Origin of the sequence: Aminobacterium sp. MB27-C1 (genome assembly GCF_030908405.1) — a bacterium.
Taxonomy (GTDB): domain Bacteria; phylum Synergistota; class Synergistia; order Synergistales; family Aminobacteriaceae; genus Aminobacterium.
Genome location: NZ_CP133089.1, coordinates 1,437,530 through 1,457,836 on the forward strand (window position 1 = coordinate 1,437,530; position 20,307 = coordinate 1,457,836).

General features: G+C 44.3%; 32 protein-coding genes. All 32 read right to left on the reverse strand.

Annotated elements, in window-relative coordinates:
• Nucleotides 1-3: 3 nt before the first annotated feature.
• The 32 genes from flgM to rplR all read right to left on the reverse strand — a co-directional run bounded on the left by flgM (nucleotide 4) and on the right by rplR (nucleotide 20,289).
• The gene (gene flgM, locus RBH88_RS06915) at nucleotides 4-288 is read right to left on the reverse strand and encodes a flagellar biosynthesis anti-sigma factor FlgM (protein ID WP_213690596.1); all 285 of its coding nucleotides are present in this window, start codon (nucleotides 286-288) and stop codon (nucleotides 4-6) included.
• A 59-nt stretch (nucleotides 289-347) separates the two neighbouring features.
• Nucleotides 348-995 (reverse strand): ComF family protein, encoded by a 648-nt coding sequence (locus RBH88_RS06920; RefSeq protein WP_213690597.1) that lies wholly within the window; start codon nucleotides 993-995, stop codon nucleotides 348-350.
• Nucleotides 982-1,407, reverse strand: coding sequence for a GNAT family N-acetyltransferase (locus RBH88_RS06925; protein WP_213690598.1), 426 nt, complete (start codon nucleotides 1,405-1,407; stop codon nucleotides 982-984). The genes RBH88_RS06920 and RBH88_RS06925 overlap by 14 nt, the downstream gene beginning before the upstream one ends.
• Nucleotides 1,397-1,612, reverse strand: a complete 216-nt coding sequence (locus tag RBH88_RS06930) for an alcohol dehydrogenase (protein WP_213690599.1) — start codon at nucleotides 1,610-1,612, stop codon at nucleotides 1,397-1,399. Before RBH88_RS06930 ends, RBH88_RS06925 begins: the two co-directional genes overlap by 11 nt.
• A 37-nt stretch (nucleotides 1,613-1,649) precedes the next feature.
• Entirely contained in the window at nucleotides 1,650-2,804 is a 1,155-nt protein-coding gene (locus tag RBH88_RS06935; protein WP_213690600.1) for a DUF3084 domain-containing protein, read from the reverse strand.
• 90 nt (nucleotides 2,805-2,894) lie between these two features.
• Nucleotides 2,895-3,341 carry a YkgJ family cysteine cluster protein gene (locus tag RBH88_RS06940; RefSeq protein WP_213696099.1) on the reverse strand — a complete coding sequence of 149 codons (447 nt, stop codon included), beginning with the start codon at nucleotides 3,339-3,341 and terminating at the stop codon, nucleotides 2,895-2,897.
• The gene (locus RBH88_RS06945) at nucleotides 3,328-3,651 is read right to left on the reverse strand and encodes a hypothetical protein (RefSeq protein ID WP_307879486.1); all 324 of its coding nucleotides are present in this window, start codon (nucleotides 3,649-3,651) and stop codon (nucleotides 3,328-3,330) included. The genes RBH88_RS06940 and RBH88_RS06945 overlap by 14 nt, the downstream gene beginning before the upstream one ends.
• Nucleotides 3,652-3,663: 12 nt before the next feature.
• Nucleotides 3,664-4,794, reverse strand: coding sequence for a flagellar basal body P-ring protein FlgI (locus tag RBH88_RS06950; RefSeq protein ID WP_213690601.1), 1,131 nt, complete (start codon nucleotides 4,792-4,794; stop codon nucleotides 3,664-3,666).
• Between the two features lie 14 nt (nucleotides 4,795-4,808).
• Complete coding sequence (locus RBH88_RS06955) at nucleotides 4,809-5,393, reverse strand: flagellar basal body L-ring protein FlgH (protein WP_213690602.1); 585 nt, start codon at nucleotides 5,391-5,393, stop codon at nucleotides 4,809-4,811.
• Nucleotides 5,390-6,331, reverse strand: a complete 942-nt coding sequence (gene flgA, locus RBH88_RS06960; RefSeq protein ID WP_213690603.1) for a flagellar basal body P-ring formation chaperone FlgA — start codon at nucleotides 6,329-6,331, stop codon at nucleotides 5,390-5,392. The genes RBH88_RS06955 and flgA overlap by 4 nt, the downstream gene beginning before the upstream one ends.
• A gap of 12 nt (nucleotides 6,332-6,343) precedes the next feature.
• The gene (flgG, locus tag RBH88_RS06965) at nucleotides 6,344-7,132 is read right to left on the reverse strand and encodes a flagellar basal-body rod protein FlgG (protein ID WP_213690604.1); all 789 of its coding nucleotides are present in this window, start codon (nucleotides 7,130-7,132) and stop codon (nucleotides 6,344-6,346) included.
• 18 nt (nucleotides 7,133-7,150) lie between these two features.
• On the reverse strand, nucleotides 7,151-7,960 hold the full coding sequence (flgF, locus tag RBH88_RS06970; RefSeq protein WP_213696101.1) for a flagellar basal-body rod protein FlgF: 810 nt from the start codon (nucleotides 7,958-7,960) through the stop codon (nucleotides 7,151-7,153).
• 12 nt (nucleotides 7,961-7,972) lie between these two features.
• Complete coding sequence (locus tag RBH88_RS06975) at nucleotides 7,973-9,022, reverse strand: rod shape-determining protein (RefSeq protein ID WP_307879487.1); 1,050 nt, start codon at nucleotides 9,020-9,022, stop codon at nucleotides 7,973-7,975.
• Nucleotides 9,023-9,079: 57 nt separating this feature from the next.
• Complete coding sequence (gene truA / locus RBH88_RS06980) at nucleotides 9,080-9,895, reverse strand: tRNA pseudouridine(38-40) synthase TruA (protein WP_213690607.1); 816 nt, start codon at nucleotides 9,893-9,895, stop codon at nucleotides 9,080-9,082.
• Nucleotides 9,895-10,707 (reverse strand): energy-coupling factor transporter transmembrane protein EcfT, encoded by an 813-nt coding sequence (locus tag RBH88_RS06985; RefSeq protein ID WP_213690608.1) that lies wholly within the window; start codon nucleotides 10,705-10,707, stop codon nucleotides 9,895-9,897. The genes truA and RBH88_RS06985 overlap by 1 nt, the downstream gene beginning before the upstream one ends.
• Complete coding sequence (locus RBH88_RS06990; protein ID WP_213690609.1) at nucleotides 10,704-11,549, reverse strand: ATP-binding cassette domain-containing protein; 846 nt, start codon at nucleotides 11,547-11,549, stop codon at nucleotides 10,704-10,706. The genes RBH88_RS06985 and RBH88_RS06990 overlap by 4 nt, the downstream gene beginning before the upstream one ends.
• Nucleotides 11,534-12,367 carry an energy-coupling factor transporter ATPase gene (locus tag RBH88_RS06995; RefSeq protein WP_213690610.1) on the reverse strand — a complete coding sequence of 278 codons (834 nt, stop codon included), beginning with the start codon at nucleotides 12,365-12,367 and terminating at the stop codon, nucleotides 11,534-11,536. Before RBH88_RS06995 ends, RBH88_RS06990 begins: the two co-directional genes overlap by 16 nt.
• Nucleotides 12,368-12,369: 2 nt before the next feature.
• On the reverse strand, nucleotides 12,370-12,723 hold the full coding sequence (rplQ, locus tag RBH88_RS07000; protein WP_307879488.1) for a 50S ribosomal protein L17: 354 nt from the start codon (nucleotides 12,721-12,723) through the stop codon (nucleotides 12,370-12,372).
• 4 nt (nucleotides 12,724-12,727) lie between these two features.
• Entirely contained in the window at nucleotides 12,728-13,747 is a 1,020-nt protein-coding gene (locus tag RBH88_RS07005) for a DNA-directed RNA polymerase subunit alpha (protein ID WP_307879489.1), read from the reverse strand.
• A 12-nt stretch (nucleotides 13,748-13,759) separates the two neighbouring features.
• On the reverse strand, nucleotides 13,760-14,389 hold the full coding sequence (gene rpsD / locus RBH88_RS07010) for a 30S ribosomal protein S4 (RefSeq protein WP_213690611.1): 630 nt from the start codon (nucleotides 14,387-14,389) through the stop codon (nucleotides 13,760-13,762).
• Nucleotides 14,390-14,421: 32 nt separating this feature from the next.
• On the reverse strand, nucleotides 14,422-14,814 hold the full coding sequence (gene rpsK / locus RBH88_RS07015) for a 30S ribosomal protein S11 (protein ID WP_213690612.1): 393 nt from the start codon (nucleotides 14,812-14,814) through the stop codon (nucleotides 14,422-14,424).
• Between the two features lie 35 nt (nucleotides 14,815-14,849).
• A complete protein-coding gene (rpsM, locus tag RBH88_RS07020) occupies nucleotides 14,850-15,227 on the reverse strand; it encodes a 30S ribosomal protein S13 (protein WP_213690613.1) in 378 nt (125 codons plus the stop codon).
• 7 nt (nucleotides 15,228-15,234) lie between these two features.
• Nucleotides 15,235-15,360 carry a 50S ribosomal protein L36 gene (gene rpmJ, locus RBH88_RS07025; RefSeq protein ID WP_013048053.1) on the reverse strand — a complete coding sequence of 42 codons (126 nt, stop codon included), beginning with the start codon at nucleotides 15,358-15,360 and terminating at the stop codon, nucleotides 15,235-15,237.
• A 117-nt stretch (nucleotides 15,361-15,477) separates the two neighbouring features.
• Nucleotides 15,478-15,699 carry a translation initiation factor IF-1 gene (infA, locus tag RBH88_RS07030; RefSeq protein ID WP_213690614.1) on the reverse strand — a complete coding sequence of 74 codons (222 nt, stop codon included), beginning with the start codon at nucleotides 15,697-15,699 and terminating at the stop codon, nucleotides 15,478-15,480.
• A 9-nt stretch (nucleotides 15,700-15,708) separates the two neighbouring features.
• The gene (locus RBH88_RS07035) at nucleotides 15,709-15,999 is read right to left on the reverse strand and encodes a KOW domain-containing RNA-binding protein (RefSeq protein WP_213690615.1); all 291 of its coding nucleotides are present in this window, start codon (nucleotides 15,997-15,999) and stop codon (nucleotides 15,709-15,711) included.
• Between the two features lie 11 nt (nucleotides 16,000-16,010).
• The gene (gene map, locus RBH88_RS07040; RefSeq protein ID WP_213690616.1) at nucleotides 16,011-16,787 is read right to left on the reverse strand and encodes a type I methionyl aminopeptidase; all 777 of its coding nucleotides are present in this window, start codon (nucleotides 16,785-16,787) and stop codon (nucleotides 16,011-16,013) included.
• Entirely contained in the window at nucleotides 16,784-17,440 is a 657-nt protein-coding gene (locus RBH88_RS07045) for an adenylate kinase (protein WP_213690617.1), read from the reverse strand. Before RBH88_RS07045 ends, map begins: the two co-directional genes overlap by 4 nt.
• Before the next feature lie 16 nt (nucleotides 17,441-17,456).
• A complete protein-coding gene (secY, locus tag RBH88_RS07050; RefSeq protein WP_213696103.1) occupies nucleotides 17,457-18,755 on the reverse strand; it encodes a preprotein translocase subunit SecY in 1,299 nt (432 codons plus the stop codon).
• Entirely contained in the window at nucleotides 18,756-19,202 is a 447-nt protein-coding gene (gene rplO, locus RBH88_RS07055) for a 50S ribosomal protein L15 (RefSeq protein WP_213690619.1), read from the reverse strand.
• Nucleotides 19,203-19,214: 12 nt separating this feature from the next.
• On the reverse strand, nucleotides 19,215-19,400 hold the full coding sequence (rpmD, locus tag RBH88_RS07060; RefSeq protein ID WP_213690620.1) for a 50S ribosomal protein L30: 186 nt from the start codon (nucleotides 19,398-19,400) through the stop codon (nucleotides 19,215-19,217).
• A 16-nt stretch (nucleotides 19,401-19,416) separates the two neighbouring features.
• A complete protein-coding gene (rpsE, locus tag RBH88_RS07065; RefSeq protein WP_213690621.1) occupies nucleotides 19,417-19,929 on the reverse strand; it encodes a 30S ribosomal protein S5 in 513 nt (170 codons plus the stop codon).
• A 15-nt stretch (nucleotides 19,930-19,944) separates the two neighbouring features.
• Entirely contained in the window at nucleotides 19,945-20,289 is a 345-nt protein-coding gene (gene rplR / locus RBH88_RS07070) for a 50S ribosomal protein L18 (protein WP_307879490.1), read from the reverse strand.
• Nucleotides 20,290-20,307: the final 18 nt, after the last annotated feature.

Genomic DNA, 20,307 nt, shown 5'->3' on the forward strand with positions numbered 1-20,307 from the left:
AATTTATTCCTCTTTGTCGAGTAATCCTGCCCTAATAAGACACTCTGCGACCTTGTTCATATCGGGCCGATATTGTCCGTCCTGTATCTGTTTTTTAAAGTCTTCGACTTTATCAAGCCGAACATCCGGAATCTTCTTGAGTTCAACTCGCGCTTTTGCCAACTCTTTAGCAAAAGAGCTAAACTCAACTCCGTCAGTCTCCTCTGATGCCGAACGGCCCGAATGTTTTTTGCCGTTGACCTTCCCTACAGGGCTAGGGCCATAAATGCCATGAATCTTATCGATCATAATGATCACCCCGTTCTACCCTTTCTTGTATCTATTATCGGAATACTTTCAAAGTAGCTTTAGCGCAAATAACGAAGAGAAGTTGACCACGTTATAGCTGTCTCTACATGTATCGCATATTTTCTCAAAGTAGATGCCGCTCTTCGAAGAGTGGTGCCAGTAGTAGAAACATCATCAACCAAGATTACAGAGTAAACTGGCTTGTTTTGTCCGCAAAAATGAAAAACATCATCTTGCATTGTGCGTCTTTCCATTGAGGAGTGAGAAGTTTGTGTGGTTTTGTCTTTTTTCCATTTGAGCATATTAAAGACTGGGATGTTCCACTCTTGAGATATGCCCTGTGCAATGAGCTCAGCTTGATTCCATGGCCGTTTACTTTGTCTGTGAAGAGGAATAGGGACAAGAGCATCTCCTATCGCCTGAGAGATGCTTCTGGCCAAAGCTCGCCCCATAATATGCCCCAACTCTCCCCAGCCTTCATATTTCAATCTTAAAACTAATTCTCGACATATATCTTGGTGATACGCACCTGATAGAAGAGTCAAATCACCATCTATTTTTCTTTCTACTGGATGAGAAAGAAGAGATTCCAGACAAGAAAGACACCCGATAGAAGCAATTCGACCACATACGGGACATTCAACAGGCCATATGATCTGCTTTATCCATTTTGCCCAAATGAAACAAAAATATTTAGGAATATTCAATGGGACGTCGTAAAAGCATTAAGGCTCCCTCATTTCGCTCAAAACCATATTGAGCCAAGAAAGGTTCAAGTTCGCTCGTATACGTCAAAATAAGGGGGATAGACCGTATAGCCGGATGAGAAAGGGCGTAATCGATGAGAGCAGACCCAATCCCTTTGCCTTGAAAATCGGGATGAACCATTATGTCCCATAAAGATCCCCTAAATACAAAATCTGTCAGAATTCTGCAAAAAGCTATCAGTTTTTCACCGTGACGAACAGAAAAGCACATAGTGGTTCCTTCAAGCATGCGAGCTATATCCTCAAGGGAACGGCTTCGTCCCCAACGAGTAAAGCGATAAAGATCTCTTAATTCTGCCGGCGTCACAGCCTTTTTACTATCGTAAAATGCATATTCCAGTTTAGCTTTCATGTACACTTACCGCTTTCTGAAACGCCAATCCATGAACTATTTTACGCAAATCCGATTTGCGAGCATCAGCAGATATTTGAAGTTGGACAACTTGACCTGCTCCGCACTTTGGACAAATCCACATAGCACGGGCAACTCCATCTACATCTGGGGTCCCTGCTAAGACTTTAGTTTCGCCACATATTTGACACGCTACTATGAGCATCAATACTCCTCCTGTATTTCCTTATAAAGAGGTACGATTAAAGTGTCGTGATATGGAATTTTATTCGCACCGGTCCTTCTGTGTATATATCATCTAATGTTATAACCGTAACATCTACAGCTTTTTCCACTTTTTGCAGTTCTTCAACAGCATCGAAAAAATCAGTTGCATCCATTGCCCCAACCTTGCCACTTGCGGCATCTGGCATAATTCCCTCGGCAACAGCCCTTCTATTTACCTCTGCTAATAAGCTATGCAAGAAAGATTCTGCATCTCCACTATTAGGAACCCACGTCCGCTGAGCTACAACTTCACCATTTTCATAGACTAAGCGGCTGTCATAAACTTCGTACCGCACCCGAACGTCTTCACCCAGTAATATGTTTGCATCGGCAATAATTCGAACAAACTTACGAGCAGGAGCATTTATACATTCGTCCATCTTCTTTTTCTCTGTTTCAGGATCGACACCTAAAACAATTTCTTCAGCCGGTTTTCCTGTACGCAAAGACAAAACCATTTCCGCACGATGATGAAGTTCTTCAAAAGCAGATTCAACATCCTCTTTAGAACTTTTTCTCTCTATAACCTGCTGACCTAAAAGCTCGCCGGCAAAGACTGCTATCCTTCCACTTCGAACCTGCACTAATCCTTCACGAAGTCGGTCAGCTTCCTGACGAAGTGAGCTTATTTCCTGGTCTAATTTGAATTTTTCCTTCTCTAATGCTGCTTTTTCACTTTTTACCGAAGCTAATTCTTCCTGAGCTTTTTCAACCTTAGGTTGTACGGACGCAAGTTTTTGTTGAATCTCTTTGAGTTTTGTCTCTTGGGATTCAAGCTTTGTCTGACTCTCCACTAAACGAATAGACATAAGTTGAGATTCTTCTCGACTTTCTTGCAACTCGGACGTTAAATTAACAATTTGGCTTTGCAGAAATTTCATGGAAAAAAGGGCAGTTCGTACGTTCTCTGACACGACAGACATGGTGAGCAGAATTCCTATAGAAATAACAACACCGGTGAGAGCAGTAATAATTTGACTCGTATGGCGCGGCCGTAACCCAAAAAGTGAAATCCGTTTTTTACCGATGCGCATGCCAATACGATCTCCCAAGTAGGCCAAGATCGCACTCACAATTAGGAGTGTAATAATAAGTTTCCAATTCATATCAGACCATATTTGGGCCTGCACTCTTCTGCCCCCATTCATAAAATAGTATTCATGTACAGAATAACACGAAATGAGGGCAGTCACAAAGGACTCCCCTCATTTTCAGCAAAATTACAGAGTAGGAATAACAGACGGAAATTTATTCAAGTATGCCTCTATTTCTATAGCGGTGTAGAAGCGTCCTTCATTCATTCCTGGGCAAAGCAAGGCCGCTTTTCTCCAACTTTCTGGCGTAGCTAAAACTGAAGGCCAAAAGGGAAAGAGAGAACACTGCGCTGGGCGAACAGGGTAAATAGTACATCGAGCCCGTTCTGAATTGTAAAAGACACATTCACCAGCTTGTTTTTCTTTAAGGCTCGGAGGCCCCCATCGCCTTGTTTCATAATAAACCCGGAAAACAGACAAGGAGATGTTAAGCCACTCGGCAATCTTCTTCTCTTCTTCTTCAGAAACCCAAACAGCGCCTGGTTCTCCCCTACAACAGCGCCCACACCCCAAACATGTAAAGGAAAGTCCCTCTCGCCACCAAGCGCTCTCTATACTTTTAAGCTGATTCATTGTCTGACGAATTCGTATCAAGAGAGGCTGAAAGCTGATCGTAAAGAACTCTCCACAAACCAACACCGTTCTGTTTAGTTAATGCTTCCGCCGACATTTCGACAGAAAGATCTTCTAAAGGGCCGAAAGTTCTTTTTTGCTTTTTTCCTGCAACTTCTTCTGCGTCATGAAGCATATTTTTCCATAATTGTCCTAAGAGTATGCCTTCGAATTGACGGCATGCTTCTTCAAGCTGTTTCTTTTGTTCTGTTCTATGCCCTGTTTCTTGCAGCAAAGAAATAGATTGCATTGTTGTATCTATTTTATTCATGAAAGACTCCTTTTACATGACAACAAGTTCCCCGTGAAGGGCACCTGCTTCTTTTACAGCCTGCAAAATTGAGATAATATCTCTTGGTGTCGCTCCTACAGAATTCAATGAATTCACAAGATCACTAACAGTCGCCGTAGCACCCAAAGAGATGAGGCTTCCAGCCTGTTCCTCCGCCGCTATTTCTGTTCGTGGCTGAACAGCTGTTCTTCCTGTAGCAAAAGGCTCTGGCTGAACAACTTCAGGTTTTTCTGTCACACGTACTGTAAGATTTCCATGTGCCACAGCCACTGTACTGATTTTAACATCTCCGCCCATAACGACTGTACCCGTTCTTTCGTTGACAACAACGCGCGCCACCATGTCTGGTTCAACAGTCAACCTTTCAATATTTGCAATGAACGAACTCGGAGAAGAGGAGAATTGGGGAGGGATAACAATCTGAATCATCCCCGCGTCTATAGGAGAAGCGATCCCTCCAAAGCGGGAGTTTATAGCCAGAGCAACACGTTCGGCCGTTGTAAAATCAGGATCTTTCAGAAGAAGACTAATTGTTCCATTGGCAGAAAAGTTCATAGGAACATCACGCTCAACAAGGGCTCCGTTAGGAACCCTGCCCACAGTAACAACATTTTTTGACATTCTGGCCGCTCCACCTTCTGCAGAAAACCCTCCAACAAGAACTGGCCCTTGCGCAACAGCATAAACCCTTCCATCTGCACCTTTGAGAGGCACCTGAAGGAGCGTACCACCTTGAAGACTCTTCGCGTCGCCCATAGTGCTTACAGTAACATCTATTTGCTGCCCTGGCCGAGCAAAGGGAGGAAGTTCACAGGTAACTGTAACAGAGGCTACATTTTTACTTTTAACCAAACCTTCGTCAACTGTAAGCCCGAACTGACTCATGAGGTTACGAACCATTTGCAAAGACATTTTTGCCTTATCTCCAGTTCCTTGTAACCCCATAACCAGACCAACACCTACGAGCTGGTTCGAACGAATACCCTGTATATCTGCCAAATCTTTAATACGTACTGCAGGATGAACACCGGCATGGAGGGTGTTTGGCCCCATGGGAAGCAACAAAACCAAGACTAATATGCCCGCAAAAATTCTTTTCAACCACTTACTATTGTCTTTCATATATCTCTGTCTCCTTAGAAAATAGCCTGTAGTATCTGTGTGAGTATACCTGGTTTCTGAACTCTGGATAAAGCTCCTCTACCTTCAACACCTATCTCCGCATTAGCGACCTTATCGCTACCGATAGTGTTGTTGCTCTCTACGTCTTGAGGTCGAATAACACCTCGTATATGCAGCTTTAATTTTTCCTCGTGGGTAACAACATCCCTGGCCCCTTCTATAACAAGATTCCCATTGGGGAGAACTTCTGTTACGAGGCAGGTTATTGTTGTTTTGGCAGTATGCGTTCTCTCTGTGGAGCTGTCACCCTTAGTTGAGGATTTAGAAGAAAAGCCCAAGGCTTTGATAAAATTCAAAACGCCTACTCCATCTGAAACAGAATTATTATTATCTTTGCTTACATCAGTTTTTGCTTCATCCTTTGTAGTTGTTTTTTCGGCAACAACAACCGAAACAATATCCCCTATTTGGCTAGGACGTTGGTCCGCAATCCAATTTGTTGAATCACTCCAAAGAGACTGAGCTAAAAGAGGAACTCTCCAACCAGAAAATATAAAAACAAAAACACTTAAAACTATGAGTGTACGTTTTACGTTCATTCAGAATCGACCTCCACTTTACCAGGGCCTACAACACGTCCTGTTACTACAGTTCTACTTCTGTTATTCCGAACTCGAACTCTGTCACCCAGTACACCTTCATCTAAGGCTTCACCGGAAACTTCCACAATAAGCGTACCCATTCGAGAAATAATCGTCACTTCGTCTCCTCTATAAATTATCGGCTTTGTTTCAAGAAAATTGAAAGAGATCACATCTCCGTAACGACCATCTCTTTTTAAAGCAAGGCCAACTACAGATTCGACACGACTGGGTAACTCTCCTGATTGAGAAAGCTGTACCCTTCGAAGAATAACGTCATTTTCAGTAATCACGTGCCCCCTATCACACTCTCTTTGTAATACAACAGCAGGCTGATACCAAGAAATGCGCACAGGAATCGACCGAATACCACCATTGCTACGAAACTTCAAAGTGGTTGAGCCCACTCCAGGAGAGAGCGTTCCCGGGGAGATATAATCTTCTGACGGTTGGGGAACAGCCTCAGAGAGAGGTTTCACTTCAACAGCCCACGTCCAGCCTGAAATACTCCGAACGATACTTTGAAGTCTGGTTTCTTGCCTGAGCTCCACGTGTTTGGGCATTAACAGAGAGAGACGAATGCCTCCTACTCCGTTTTTTACAAGGATTTTTACTATATCATCTTGTGTCAGATATGAACCTTCCATAGGTACAGCGATCTTCCTGACATAGTTTACAATATTTTCTGGACCGTTAATTACAGATATCTGCTCAAGATATAGAGGAGATTTCTGATATGAAATATGAGCAGGAAATTCAAGAGAAAGCAGAGTTGAGGCAACCGCCGACGTAGAATACATGCCACAAGAAAAAACTGCTACAAACAACAAAAGGGTAAAAATAAAAAAAAGGCGGGCACACCAACGCTCCCGCCTTTCAAAAAGTCTCTCTGTCATCACAACCCCAACCTACCGTCGAAGACTATTAGCAATCCTCAATAGTTCGTCCGCTGTCTGAATGCTCTTGGAGTTAGCTTCATATGCACGCTGTGCAACGATAAGATTTACCATTTCTTCTACAACTTGAACATTCGACATTTCAAGAATTCCTTGATGGAGAGTCCCCAGTCCATCTTCTCCTGGAATTCCCTCTATGGCTTCACCACTAGCAGGAGTCTCTTCGAAAAGATTCCGCCCCATGGCACGAAGTCCTGCAGGGTTAACAAAACGGGCAATCTCTATTTGACCAATTTCATCGGCTTCCTGATTTCCTACGGTTTTAACAGAAACACGGCCCATATTATCTATTATTATTTCAGTAGCATCATCGGGTATCGTAATAGCAGGTTCAAGAAGAAAACCATCCGCTGTAACAATTTGTCCTTCTCCATCTACTTTCCATGAGCCATCTCGTGTATAAGCAATCTCACCATTTGGGCGAATAACCTGAAAGAAGCCATCTCCTTCTATAGTGATATCCAAAGGGTTATTCGTTACCTGAAGGTTCCCTTCCGAAAAAGTTCGAGACGTACCTACAACTTTTGTTCCTAAACCTACCTGAATTCCTGTTGGAACAGTCGTTCCAGTCTCAACAGGAGCGCCAGGTTCTCTGTCTATTTGATAAAGCAAATCCTGAAAATCAGCACGCATCTTTTTATATCCCGACGTGTTGACATTTGCCAAGTTATTTGACGTAACATCTAAATTTGTCTGTTGGGCCACCATTCCTGTTGCAGCAGACCATAAAGATCGAATCATCTCGTATCCCTCCTGGAATTAAACCGCTCTGCCAAAGGTAGAAATTAATCTTCCTGTCGTCTCATCATGGGCTGTAACTGCTCGAGATGCACTTTCATAGGCTCTGTGAGCTTCTATCATACGTACCATTTCTTCCACGACATTCACATTCGACATTTCAAGAGCACCAGACCTTACCTGTACTTCGTCCACATTTATAGGAGTACCTGAATCTGCTGTTTCTGAAAGAAGAGATTTTCCTTCCTGCTTTAAAAGTGTCGCCTTATCAAAAGTAACGACCTGCAAGGTATCAACCACTTCTCCGTCAACAATAAGCTGACCTGAATCGTCGAATTCGATAATAGAAGCTTCTCCTACCTCCAGAGGGCCTCCCTGACCCAACACAGACATTCCATCATGAGTAATAACACGACCGTCAGCGCCAATCTGGAATTGGCCTGATCTCGTATAAAAAACATTTCCATTATTATCCTGTACAGAAAAAAAGCCATCTCCCTGTAAAGCAACATCAAAGGGATTTTCTGTAATCCTCAGAGAGCCTTCGCTCTTTTTCATAGCAGTTTCAGATAGAACATTCGCAAGTGGAATATCCCCAATGGGAACACGTCCTCTGAAAATAACGCCTTCTGGCGGGACTACTTCCATTCTGCCTTCCCCGGGATCAAGTTTTTCCAAGCGATCCATTAACACCTCGGGGAAAGCCTTATTGACAGCAATTCTACCTCTAAAGCCAGCAGTATTAACGTTTGCCAGGTTATTTGCAACAACATCACCCATCCGCTCTTGTACAAGCATGGCTGACGCTGCACTATAGAGTCCTCGATGCACGGGGCAATCCTCCTACCGTATTTTCTTTCGTCCTTTCCGAGAGGAGGTCATCAATATGCCGCTTCGCCCTGTCGCTTTCAATTTATCTATCTCTGCAAGAGCTTTGCCTGTCCCTAAAGCTACACTCTCCATAGGGTCATCTGCGCAAAAACAATTTATGCCCGTCTGTTGAGTAATAAGCTCAGGAAGTCCACGTAACAGCGATCCTCCACCAGTAAGAACGATTCCTCTATCTATAATATCGGCAGAAAGTTCCGGCGGCGTTAGCTCTAAAACATTTCTAACTCCATCAATTAGAGCTTGAATCATTTCTCCTATAGCCTGACTCACAGCAGCACTGCTGATTTCTATCTGACGAGGCAAGCCCTGTACCAAATCACGTCCCTTAAGAGTCATGGTCATCTCTTCCTCTTCCTGCCCGCAAGTTCCGATCATGATCTTAAGATTTTCAGCTGTCTGCTCTCCAATTGCCAAACTATAATGCTTTCTTAGATAACGCATAATGGCTTCGTCAAATTTATCTCCGCCAATACGCAACGATTTCGAAACGACAATGCCTCCCAGAGAAATAACAGCGATATCACTTGTACCACCACCGATATCGACAATCATTTTGCCTCTGGGTTCTTCAACGTTCAGGTTCGCTCCAATAGCGGCAGCCATAGGTTCCTCTATCAGAAAAGCTTCACTGGCTCCAACTTCAACTGCTGCCTCAAGAACGGCTCGACGTTCTACGTCTGTCGCTCCGGAAGGAACGCATATCATAACCCTATTTCTAAAGAAACGACGAAAGCCTTTATTTACTCGCTTCATGAAATACTGAAGCATGGCTTCTGTCATGGTGTAATCTGCTATCACTCCATCACGGAGAGGCCGTACGGAAATAACGTTTCCAGGGGTACGCCCCACCATATTTTTGGCCTCATATCCCACTGCAAGAATTTTGCCGTTTTCAAGATCTATTGCTACAACAGACGGCTCTCGCAGAACTATTCCCTTGTTCTTTACGTAAATAAGCACTGTAGCTGTTCCCAAGTCTATGCCGATATCGCTTCCAAACACGAAAGTAGCCTCCTTATCTAAAAACATTCCCACTCTCAGAAAATATTATATGTGTTTCTACGCAAAATCAGAAGGGACGAATGTTTCCTTTACTCTTTCTTTCGATATTTCAGGAATGGGTAAAAAGTGGTGAACATCATAGCCAACCCTCCAAAAATAAAGCCCGTGAGCTGGAGCTGTCATTCCTGCATGAGTGCGATTCTTGTTATCATCGAGAAGTTCTTTGATCCATTCAGCACTTTTTTTCTCTTTTCCCACAAGATCCAGACTTCCTACTATCGAACGCACCATATTCATGAGAAAAGCATTACCGCGAATAGTAAGCACAGATAGATGTTCCCTATTTCTATATTTTAGAGAAAGAATAGATCGAACAGTATTGTCAGGACATTCTTTGATAGGGCAAAATGCCTTAAAATCATGTGTTCCTCTTAAATAAAGACACGCTTTTTCTACTGCCGATTTATTCCAATACCAGCGATTCCACCAAGCTCTTTGAGAAAGACAAGGCGGGAACGCCGGACCATGCCATATATAATATCGGTATTCTCTCCATAAAGCACAAAAGCGAGCACTAAAATTATTATCAACCAAAAAAACACGCATAACACGAACAGTCTCAGGTAGATAGAAATTAATGGCCAATACAAGTTTATGCAGATCCCAAAGAGTCGTTAATGAAAAAGAAATAACCTGCCCTTTCCCGTGAACTCCAGCATCGGTTCTTCCTGCTGCTGTTACAGTAACAACATTACCACATACGCTTTGCAAAGCCTTCTCTATATCCTCTTGAACACTTGCTGCCTGTGTTTGTTTTTGCCAACCGGAAAAGGCCACTCCATCATAAGAGATAACAGCAGCATACGTATGCATTACGCAATCACCATATGATCTACATAGATAAGAAGTGATAAGGTTACAAGCAATAAAAACAGTGCTACAGTGTCAGAACCACGCCAGTGCAAGGGTTTAAGACGTGTTCGACCATTACCTCCTCTATAACAGCGAGCTTCCATAGCCGTTGCCAAATCTTCCGCTCGTTGAAACACAATAACAAAAAGAGGCACAAGAACCGGTAGCATGGCTCGCAACCGCTGCCAAATATTTCCTTTATCAAGATTTGCCCCTCTCGCAAGTTGCGCTTTCATAATGCGATCTGTTTCATCTAAAAGCGTAGGTATAAATCGAAGGGCAATAGTCATCATCATAGCTAATTCATGAGCTGGAAAACCCAAAGGGGCTAAGGGTGAAAAGAGTTTTTCCAATCCGTCTGCCAACTCCATAGGGCTTGTCGTCAACGTAAGAAAACAAGCGAAAAGTACAAGAAACAATAACCGCAACCCCATATATATCCCCATACGGATTCCTTCTTGTGTAACAGTGACAAAACCCCATTGGAATACAGGTGTGCCTTTGGTGAAAAAGATGTGTATTAACGCAGTAAAAATAACAAGTATCATCACTGGTCGTACAGAACGAAGTACGAGGGAAAAGGGTAATTTCGAAAACAAAGTAATTGCCAATAGCAAAAGTCCCCATACTCCAAAAGCAAGGGGATGTTTCACGAGAAATATACCGGTGAGAAGAAATATTGTTCCTAATATTTTGCATCGTGGATCAAGAGCATGAACAACAGAATTCGCAGGAACATACTGCCCAAAGGTTAGATGGTTCATAAATTTCATAACGCATTCACCTTCTTCTGTATGGCTTTAAAAAGTCGTTTATGCTCCCACGTTAAAGGAACCGACCAATTTTTTTGATTAAGTGTAACTGCTAACTCCAACACTTGAGGCAAACAAAGTCCCCGCACTGGACGTTGGCTCAACTCTTCTACTATTCTCTTGGGAGGGCCTTGTACCACTTCACGACCCCCTTCAAGCACTAAGATAGAATCGCTGGCCATTAGAGCTATTTCCAAATCATGAGTAACAAAAACTATTCCACGACCCTTATCTTTTTGAGCCAATAGAAGACGAACAAGCTCTTTACGCCCTGTAGCATCAAGACCCGCTGTCGGTTCATCAAGAACTACATAGGCAGGATCTGCAGCTAAAACTGATGCGAGAGCTATACGGCGTTTTTCTCCTCCCGAAAGTTGGAAAGGATTGCGATCAAGAAAATCAAGAGAGAGTCCCACTTCCAAGAGAGAACGCTCCACTACACCTTGTAATTCATCTTCTGGAACACCCCAATTTCGCGGAGCAAAGGCTACTTCTTCAAATACTGTTTCTGCAAAAAGTTGTTGCTCGGGATACTGAAAAACTAACCCCACAAGATGCCTGATTTTACGCAGATCAGAACTCCCGGAACGAGCAACCATATTCTCAACAACAACTTCTCCCTTTTCTGGAACAATCAGAGCATTAAGATGTTGCGCCAGTGTGGACTTACCACTTCCGGTATGACCAACTATGGAAAGCCACTGACCTTTCTCTGTTTGTAGACTTATATCCTTCAAAGCCACTGTTTCTAGAGGTGTGGAAGGATGATAAATATGAGTGAGATTTTTTATAATAATTGACATAAGGCTTTTTGTACTCCATATACTGTTGCAGGCGTTCCTTCTGGAATAAGCTGCTCTGCAACCAACATTTGCCATAACTCAACAAAGGGAGGCGTTTCAAGTCCCCATTCATCAAGTTTTTGAGTGAGGCTGAAGAGTTCCGTTATGGCTCCATTCCATCGTACAGTACCGTCTTTCAAAACAAAAGCCCTGTCACAAAAGACGGTTTCTTCAAGGCGATGGGTAATATAAATTATTGTTCTTCCCTGCTCATGAAGATTTTTCAATATGTCAAGTAAATCACGACGTCCTTGAGGGTCAAGCATTGCTGTCGGTTCATCAAGAACTAAACAAGGTGGATCAAGAGCTAAAGCTCCAGCTACAGCCAACCGTTGTTTCTCTCCACCGGAAAGGGAATATGTAGGATTTTGAGCTTTATGGGATAAACCGGTAACAGAAAGGGCCCAATCTACCCTGCGACGAATTTCTTCTGGGGGAAGTCCCATATTCTCAGGGCCGAAAGCCGTGTCATCTTCTACAACTGTTCCCACAATCTGATTGTCAGGATTTTGGAACACCATAGCAACATGACTTCTTATATCCCATAGCTTTGTTTCGTCTCTCGTATCCATACCATAAACAAAACAAGCGCCCTGCGATGGTAGCAGCAGGGCGTTCAAATGTTTGGCCAGCGTCGATTTTCCCGAACCATTGCTGCCGAGTAGAGCCAGCCACTCCCCTTCCCGGACCTCTAAACAGACACGATCCAGTGCAGAACTATTCGCTTCAGGGTAGGAAAAAACTACATCCTGAAGCGAACAGACTATTTTTGGGGCCATTGCTAATCAACCAGCTCGATTATTGCCATGGGCGAACCATCGCCAAGACGTGAACCGGTTTTAATTATTCTAGTATAGCCACCAGGACGATTGGCATATCTTTTTGCCAAATCTTCAAAGAGTTTTATAGAAGCCTCTTTATGGCCAAGACGGGCACGAATAATTCGACGATCATGCACAGTTGCCCCTTTAGCTCTGGTAATAAATTTTTCGGCTACACGGCGAAGTTCTTTCGCCCGGGTCACCGTGGTGGTAAGGCTCTCTTCTATAAAAAGACTCGCAGCCAGATTGGAGAGCATCGCTTTACGATGACTTCCATAACGGCCAAGCCTTCTATGATCCATACGGTGTCTCATGGAACTAGTCCTCCTTTACTGCTTTCTCTTCGCTCTTTTCTGCGCTCAGGCGAAGTCCCTGCTTTTCAATTTTTTCCTCTATCTCTCGGAGAGAGATTTTACCAAGGTTACGAATTTTGAGCAGGTCATCCCGGGTTCGCGTTAAAAGATCACCGATAGTATGAATTCCACCTCTTAAAAGGCAATTCTCACTACGAATCGAAAGTTCAAGCTCTCGTACAGGTCTGGAAAGAAGATCATCTTCTTCCTTTGCCGCTTCAGCAGCTTCCATAGAGGTTTCTTCTGCTAAAAGAGCCGCTTCATCTTCGTCTACGCCCTCAAGAGGATGTAATTTATCAACGTCTTCCACTATAAACCCAAAATACGTGCGAATAATTTTCGCTGCCTCGCCTACAGCAACATCCGGCGCCACTACGCCATTCGTTGTTACGTTTAAAACTAGCCGCTCGTAGTCAGTTCGTTGTCCGACTCGTGCTGCTTCTACATCGTAATGCACTTTCAGCACTGGAGAATAAATTGCATCAATTAAAAGAGCGTCTGCTGGAAGGTAGGCGGGTCTCGGTCGATCGATGGTGGCATATCCAGCCCCCTGCTCGATGTAAAGATCCATCGATAATTGGGCGCCATCTTCCAGTACGCATACTGGCGCGTCAGGATTGATAAATTCAATCTCGCTATCAGGCTGAATATCAGCAGCGACAACTTCCTTGGGTCCCTCAGCTTCAAGATGCAAAACTTTTACATCTTTGCTATATGAACGGACTGGAATGTGCTTTAAATTCAGCATAAGCTCAATTACGTCCTCACGAACACCAGGAATGGTACTGAACTCATGTAGAACACCATCAATACGGACTGAAGTAATGGCCGCCCCCTTTACAGAGGAAAGCAGCACTCGTCTTAACGCATTGCCAAGCGTAACACCGTATCCTCGTTCAAGAGGTTCGACAATAACTCTTCCAAAAGTCGGGCTACACTCTTCAATTCGAATCTCAGGCCGCATTAGTTCCACTTTGTCCAACACCTTTCACGCCTACTATCTGGCATAGAACTCAACAACGAGCTGCTCGTTGACGGGAACATCAATCTGTTCACGTACGGGAATGGAAATAACTTTTGCTTCCATCCGCTCGGTATTAACTTCCAGCCATTCCGGAATAGTTCTAGATGCTGCAACTTCCGCGTTTTCACGAATGAGTGCAATATCTTTGCTGCTTTCCGCAACAGCAACGACAGAACCGGCACGAAGAAGGTAGCTGGGAATATCTACTTTGCGTCCATTTACAGTTATGTGTCCATGAAGAACGATCTGTCTAGCCTGGTTTCTGCTTGAGGCAAGTCCCATACGATAGACAACGTTATCAAGACGACGCTCAAGTAACTGAAGGAAATTATGACCAGTTACTCCTGACAATCTTGAAGCTTCTGCAAACAAACGTCGGAATTGACCTTCGTTCATGCCATAAAAACGGCGTAATTTCTGTTTCTCTCGAAGTCGGAGTCCGTACTCGCTCATCTTGGCGCGAGGTCTCCCCTTCTTCTGTTTACTTTTATTCTCTCCCCGTGTTATTGCACACTTTTCTGTAAAGCAGCGATCGCCTTTAAGAAAAAGTTTCACGCCTTCAGCTTTACAGAGACGGCATACGGGTCCTGTATATCTGCTCATAAGATGTCTTTCGCCTCCTTATAGGGGTGAAATTAAACTCTGCGACGCTTCGGCGGTCTGCAGCCGTTATGGGGAATTGGCGTCGCGTCTTTAATCATGTTAACCTGAAGTCCAGCTGCCTGAAGAGAGCGAATAGCAGACTCCCGTCCTGGGCCAGGACCTTTGACTACAACATCAATCTCCTTCACCCCATGATCCTGGGCTGTTTTAGCCGCCTGCTGAGCAGCAATCTGGGCAGCAAAAGGAGTGGACTTACGAGTTCCCTTGAAACCTACATTACCGCCGGATGCCCAAGATAAAATGTTTCCGCTTTTATCACTGATGCTCACTATAGTATTGTTGAAGGTAGAGAAGATGTGAGCAACACCGTAACTTACATTCTTCTTTTCTTTTCTTTTTCCTCTACGCTGTGTACGTTTGGCCACGTGCGTCAGCCTCCTTGATGATCAATCTTTAATTCTTACTTACCAGCCTGTTTCTTCCCAGCTACGGTACGGCGTGGCCCTTTCCGTGTACGAGCGTTCGTCTTAGTCTTCTGACCACGAACAGGAAGTCCCAGCCTATGTCGAAGTCCCCTGTAGCAACCAATATCCATCAAACGCTTGATATTCATGGTTACTTCTCGACGCAGGTCTCCCTCTACTTTGTAATGCTCCTCAATTTCTTTTCGAAGCTTCTGAGCTTCTTCTTCTGTAAGATCCTTAACTCGCGTGTCAGGGTTAATACCTGTCGAAGCGAGAATCTTATGAGAAGTTGGGAGCCCTATTCCATAAATATATGTAAGCGCTATCTCTACTCGCTTTTCGCGAGGCAGGTCTACACCAGCAATACGGGCCATATGCTCGTTACCTCCTTGCACCCTGTCTCTGTTTATGGCGCGGATTCTTGCTGCATATAATCCGTACCACTCCTTTTCGCCGAATCACTCGGCAATGCTCACATATCGGTTTAACCGATGGTTTGACTTTCATTTTTTTCCACGCTCCTCCGAGAAAACCTTCACCTAGCCAAAGAGGCCTTGGATACTCGACATATCTATTTTGCTGCTTTCACCAGCCGCGGTTTAAGCATAAGGGCAGATAAATAAGTTATTTATATCTATACACTATTCGTCCGCGTGTCAAGTCGTAAGGTGAAATTTCTACTAAAACTTTATCACCTGGGAGAATACGAATAAAATGCATTCTCATTTTACCCGACACATGGGCCAGAATTTTGTGACCATTGTCTAATTCTACCCTAAACATGGCATTCGGAAGCGGTTCTATGACGGTTCCACGCACTTCTATGACATCGTCCTTATTGGCCATACGGATTAGTCAACCTCCCTGCTTCTGAGTACTGTTCATTTCCCTTACTTGCGAAAAAAGATACTGCAAACGTCCTTTATCTAATTCCTTGCCTCGGGAAATTTTATCTTCCACTTCATCCAAAATCCAGCGCGTCCCTTGAATATGACTCGGATTTTTAGCTTTAGGTTTAGAGGCTGGGAACTTGCCGCCGTCTGAAACATATATTCTGTTATTTTCAGATTGAACCTTTACAACGACGTACCATTTGCCAGCATCTTTTCCCTTCCTTGATATTACAACCTGACCGACGCGAAACATATATTCTCCGTTCAGGCCCATTCCCAAGGAGTAAGTATCTCAACCCCATCATTTGTGATGAGAACGGATCTTTCAAAATGAGCAGCATCAGAACCGTCTGCTGTGAGAACAACCCATTCATCTGAACCTACGACAGTCTCCTCCGCTCCCGACATAACCATGGGCTCTATAGCTATTGTCATTCCAGCCTTGAGAGTTACGCCTCTGCCAGGATACCCGTAATTCGGAACCTGAGGTGGCTCGTGCAGATGTTTGCCAACACCGTGACCGGTATAATCCCGAACCAATCCAAATCCTTTGGGAACAACATACGATTCCACTGCATGTCCTATATCCCCAATGGTACTCCCAGCTTTAGCTGCAGCTACACCTCTATTTAAACTTTCAAGAGTCACATCAATAAGCTCTTGGCGTTTCGAAGATACTTTCCCAACTGGATAAGTACAAGCCGCATCACCATAGTATCCATGGTAGCAAGCACCTACGTCAATACTTATAATGTCGCCTTCCTCAAGAAATCTATCGGTAGAAGGAATTCCGTGAACAATCTCGCTGTTTATAGAAGCGCACACTGCACCTGGAAAAGGTATGGATATTCCTGGAACTCGATAGCCTTTAAAAGCAGGTGTCGCATCTTCTCTTGCTATCAGATCTTCGGCAGCTTTATCAATTTCTGCTGTTGTAATGCCAGGCCGAACAATTTCAGCAATAAGGTCTAAAACATCTGCAACTATTCGACCTGCTTTCCGCATATACTGAAGATCTTTTTCTTTCTTTAAAGTAATCATTCAGCTACCTTCTCGTTGACAAGTGCTTCTATTTCCGCCATAACGCTAGAACTTGATGTCCCAGCATTGACTCGTCTTAGAAGCCCCTTTTCATCGTAATAAGAGATAAGAGGTGCCGTCTGATCGTGATAAACTTTGAGACGATTTCGAATGACTTGTTCCTTGTCATCATCTCGCTGGAAAAGATCTCCTCCACATTTATCACATTTATCGCCTTGAGAAGAAGGTTTAAATGATACGTGATAAATCTCTCCACACTGGCGACACATACGACGGCCGCAAAGACGATCAACTACTATATCATCAGCTACGTCCAGTAATATAACAGCGTCAAGAGAAAGGTTCATATTTTCAAGCAACCCGTCGAGGGACTCGGCCTGAGGAACCGTTCGCGGAAAACCATCAAGAAGAAAACCTTTTTCGCAGTCTTTTTCCTTGAGTCGTTCTCCCATCATCTTAACGATCAGTTCATCTGGAACAAGCTTGCCCCCATCCATATATTTCTGGGCTTGCTGACCAAGCTCTGTTGCATCTTTTACATTTTGACGAAGCATATCCCCAGTGGAGATATGTGCTACATCGTACTTAGCTTTTATTTCTGCCGCCTGTGTTCCTTTTCCTGCACCTGGCGGTCCTAGCAATATAACTCGCATTATATTTACATCCCCTTTAGAATCGGAGGAAGCTTCCGCCTTTGGAATCACGGCGCTTGAGAATTCCTTCGTAGTGGCGCATCAGAAGCTGCCCTTCGATCTGATGTACAGTGTCTAATGCCACACCTACAACGATGAGAACTGCTGTTCCCCCAAAATAAAAACTCGTAATTCCCATGAGATTGGTCATTAGAGTGGGAACAAGAGCGATAATAGCGAGAAACACAGCTCCACCAAGAGTGATCCTTGACATAACCTTCTCAATAAACTCCGATGTGGGACGACCCGGGCGTATCCCCAAGATGAATCCGCCATACTTTTTCATATTATTAGCAACATCAGCTGGGTTGAAAACCACTGCTGTATAGAAATAAGCGAAAAAGATAATGAGCGCAACGTAAATAACCATGTAGGTTGTACTGCCTGGCTCAAATATCCTTTGGAACATCAATGCAATATCGCCAGTAAAGAAGCGTGCAATAGAATAAGGGAACAACAGAATTGATGATGCAAAAATTATTGGCATAACACCAGACTGGTTCACCTTCAAAGGTATGAAAGTGCTCTGTCCTCCGTAGACTTTGTTTCCAACCACACGCTTGGCATATTGTACAGGCAAACGTCGCTGTCCTTCTTGCAACAAAATACATCCAGCTATAACGGCAATCATAAGCGCTATGGACACAACTAATGCAAGAACACTCATTTCTCCTAAACGAAGCATTTGCCAACTTCTTAAGATAGCTTCTGGGATACGAGCTACAATTCCTGCAAAAATAAGCAATGAAATTCCGTTACCTATTCCATGGTCCGTAATTTCTTCGCCCAGCCACATAACGGCCACGGCTCCCGCAGTAACTGTCAAGATAACAATAATTCCGGCAAAAAGTCCGCCATAGAAAATTCCTAAACGGCCAAGCCAGAATGTCATACCAATTGCTTGAATACCAGCAAAAAGGATCGTACCCCATCTTGTGTATTGAATAATCTTCTTTCGCCCTTCATCGCTTTCTTTCTGCATCTTTTCAAGCGCAGGGAAAACGACCACAAGAAGTTGTAAAACGATGCTCGAGTTAATGTAGGGGGTAACGCCGAGAGCGAAAATACCAAATCGCCTCAGCGCACCGCCTGCAAAAATATCAAGGAACCCGAGCACACCTGCGCCCTGCTCGAAGAGCCTCGCCATAGCAGCTGTATCAATACCTGGCGTTGGGATATGGGCGCCAAGACGGAAAATAAAAAGTACCCCAAGAGTAAAAAGAATCCGTCTTTTTAAATCTGGCAGCTTAAAGGCGTCCCTGAAAGAATCAAGCACTTAGATCACCTCAGCCTTCCCACCAGCAGTTGAAATTTTTTCAACCGCCTGGGCACTGAAGGCCTGGGCTTTTATAGTCAGGCCCTGGGAAATTTCTCCTCTCGCGAGAATTTTTACTGGGGTTGTCAAGTTTCTAATTAGTCCCGCTTTGTAGAGCTCTTCTGCTCCTACAACGGAACCACTCTCAAAACGATCTGCAATTTGCTCAAGATTGACTATCTGATACGTATTTGCAAATCGAGCATTGTTAAATCCACGTTTAGGAATACGACGAGTAATCGGCATCTGGCCGCCTTCAAAACCTGGACGAACTCCTCCGCCAGCTCTTGATTTCTGACCCTTTGTTCCTTTTCCCGCAGTCTTTCCTGTGCCACTTCCATGGCCCTGACCCAAGCGTTTTGCCTTGCGTCTGGAGCCAAGAGCAGGTCGAAGATCATGTAAATTCATGCTGCGTCCCTCCTAGTCTTCAACAACAGTCCACTCAACAAGGTGGTGGACCTGATTGATCATTCCGCGAATTTGGGGGACATCCTCGTACTCAACTGTGTGATGCAATTTTTTGAGTCCGAGTGCCTTAATTGTCTTCTTCTGACGAGCCTGCTGTCCAATTGCACTTCTAACCCATGTTATACGAAGTTTAGCCATTAGGACTGACCCCTCCTTATTCTGCCTCTGGCTGAGCGGCTTCAAGACCCCTCAGACGCACAATTTCGTCGGGCGTCCTCATCTCGCGCAGGGCCTCTAATGTCGCCCACGCAACATTGACAGGATTAGATGTTCTACCAATAACTTTGGTCAACACGTCTTTTACGCCACCAAGCTCCATGATAGCTCGGACAACGCCACCCGCAATAACTCCTGTACCAGGAGCTGCTGGTTTCAAAAGAACATGTGCTGCTCCAAACTGCCCGTCAACAGGATGAGGGATAGTATTGCCAACTTTTTTAAGTTCATGAAGGTTCTTTGTCGCTTTATCGATTCCCTTACGAACTGCTTCAGAAATTTCCTTGGCTTTCCCCATTCCTACGCCTACATAGTGTTCGCCGTCACCAACAACAACGAGTACGCTAAATTTAAAGCGCTTACCGCCCTTTACAACCTTGCTTACTCTATTGATGGCAACTACGCGTTCGCTGAGCTCTAAGCCTTTAGCGTCAACACGTTTTATGGTCATCCTCGGTCCTCCCTCTTAAAACTTCAGGCCTGCTTCACGGGCCGCATCGGCAAGGGCTTTGACCTTTCCGTGGTACATATGTCCCCCACGGTCAAATACCACTGCTGAAATACCCTTTTCGAGCGCGCGCTCCGCAACAAGCTTGCCTACGGCTACAGCCGCTTCCATATTGCAGGTTCCTGCTGAAAGGGTCTCCCTGAGGCTTTTATCGAGTGTCGAAGCCGAGGCAAGGGTATGCCCAGCTACATCATCTACAATCTGAACGTAAATATGGCTCAGACTGTGATAAACAGCCATTCTTGGGCGCTCCGGTGTTCCGGAAACAGTTTTCCTGAGTCTCCGGTGCCGGACGATACGCATTTGGTTTCTACTATTCGT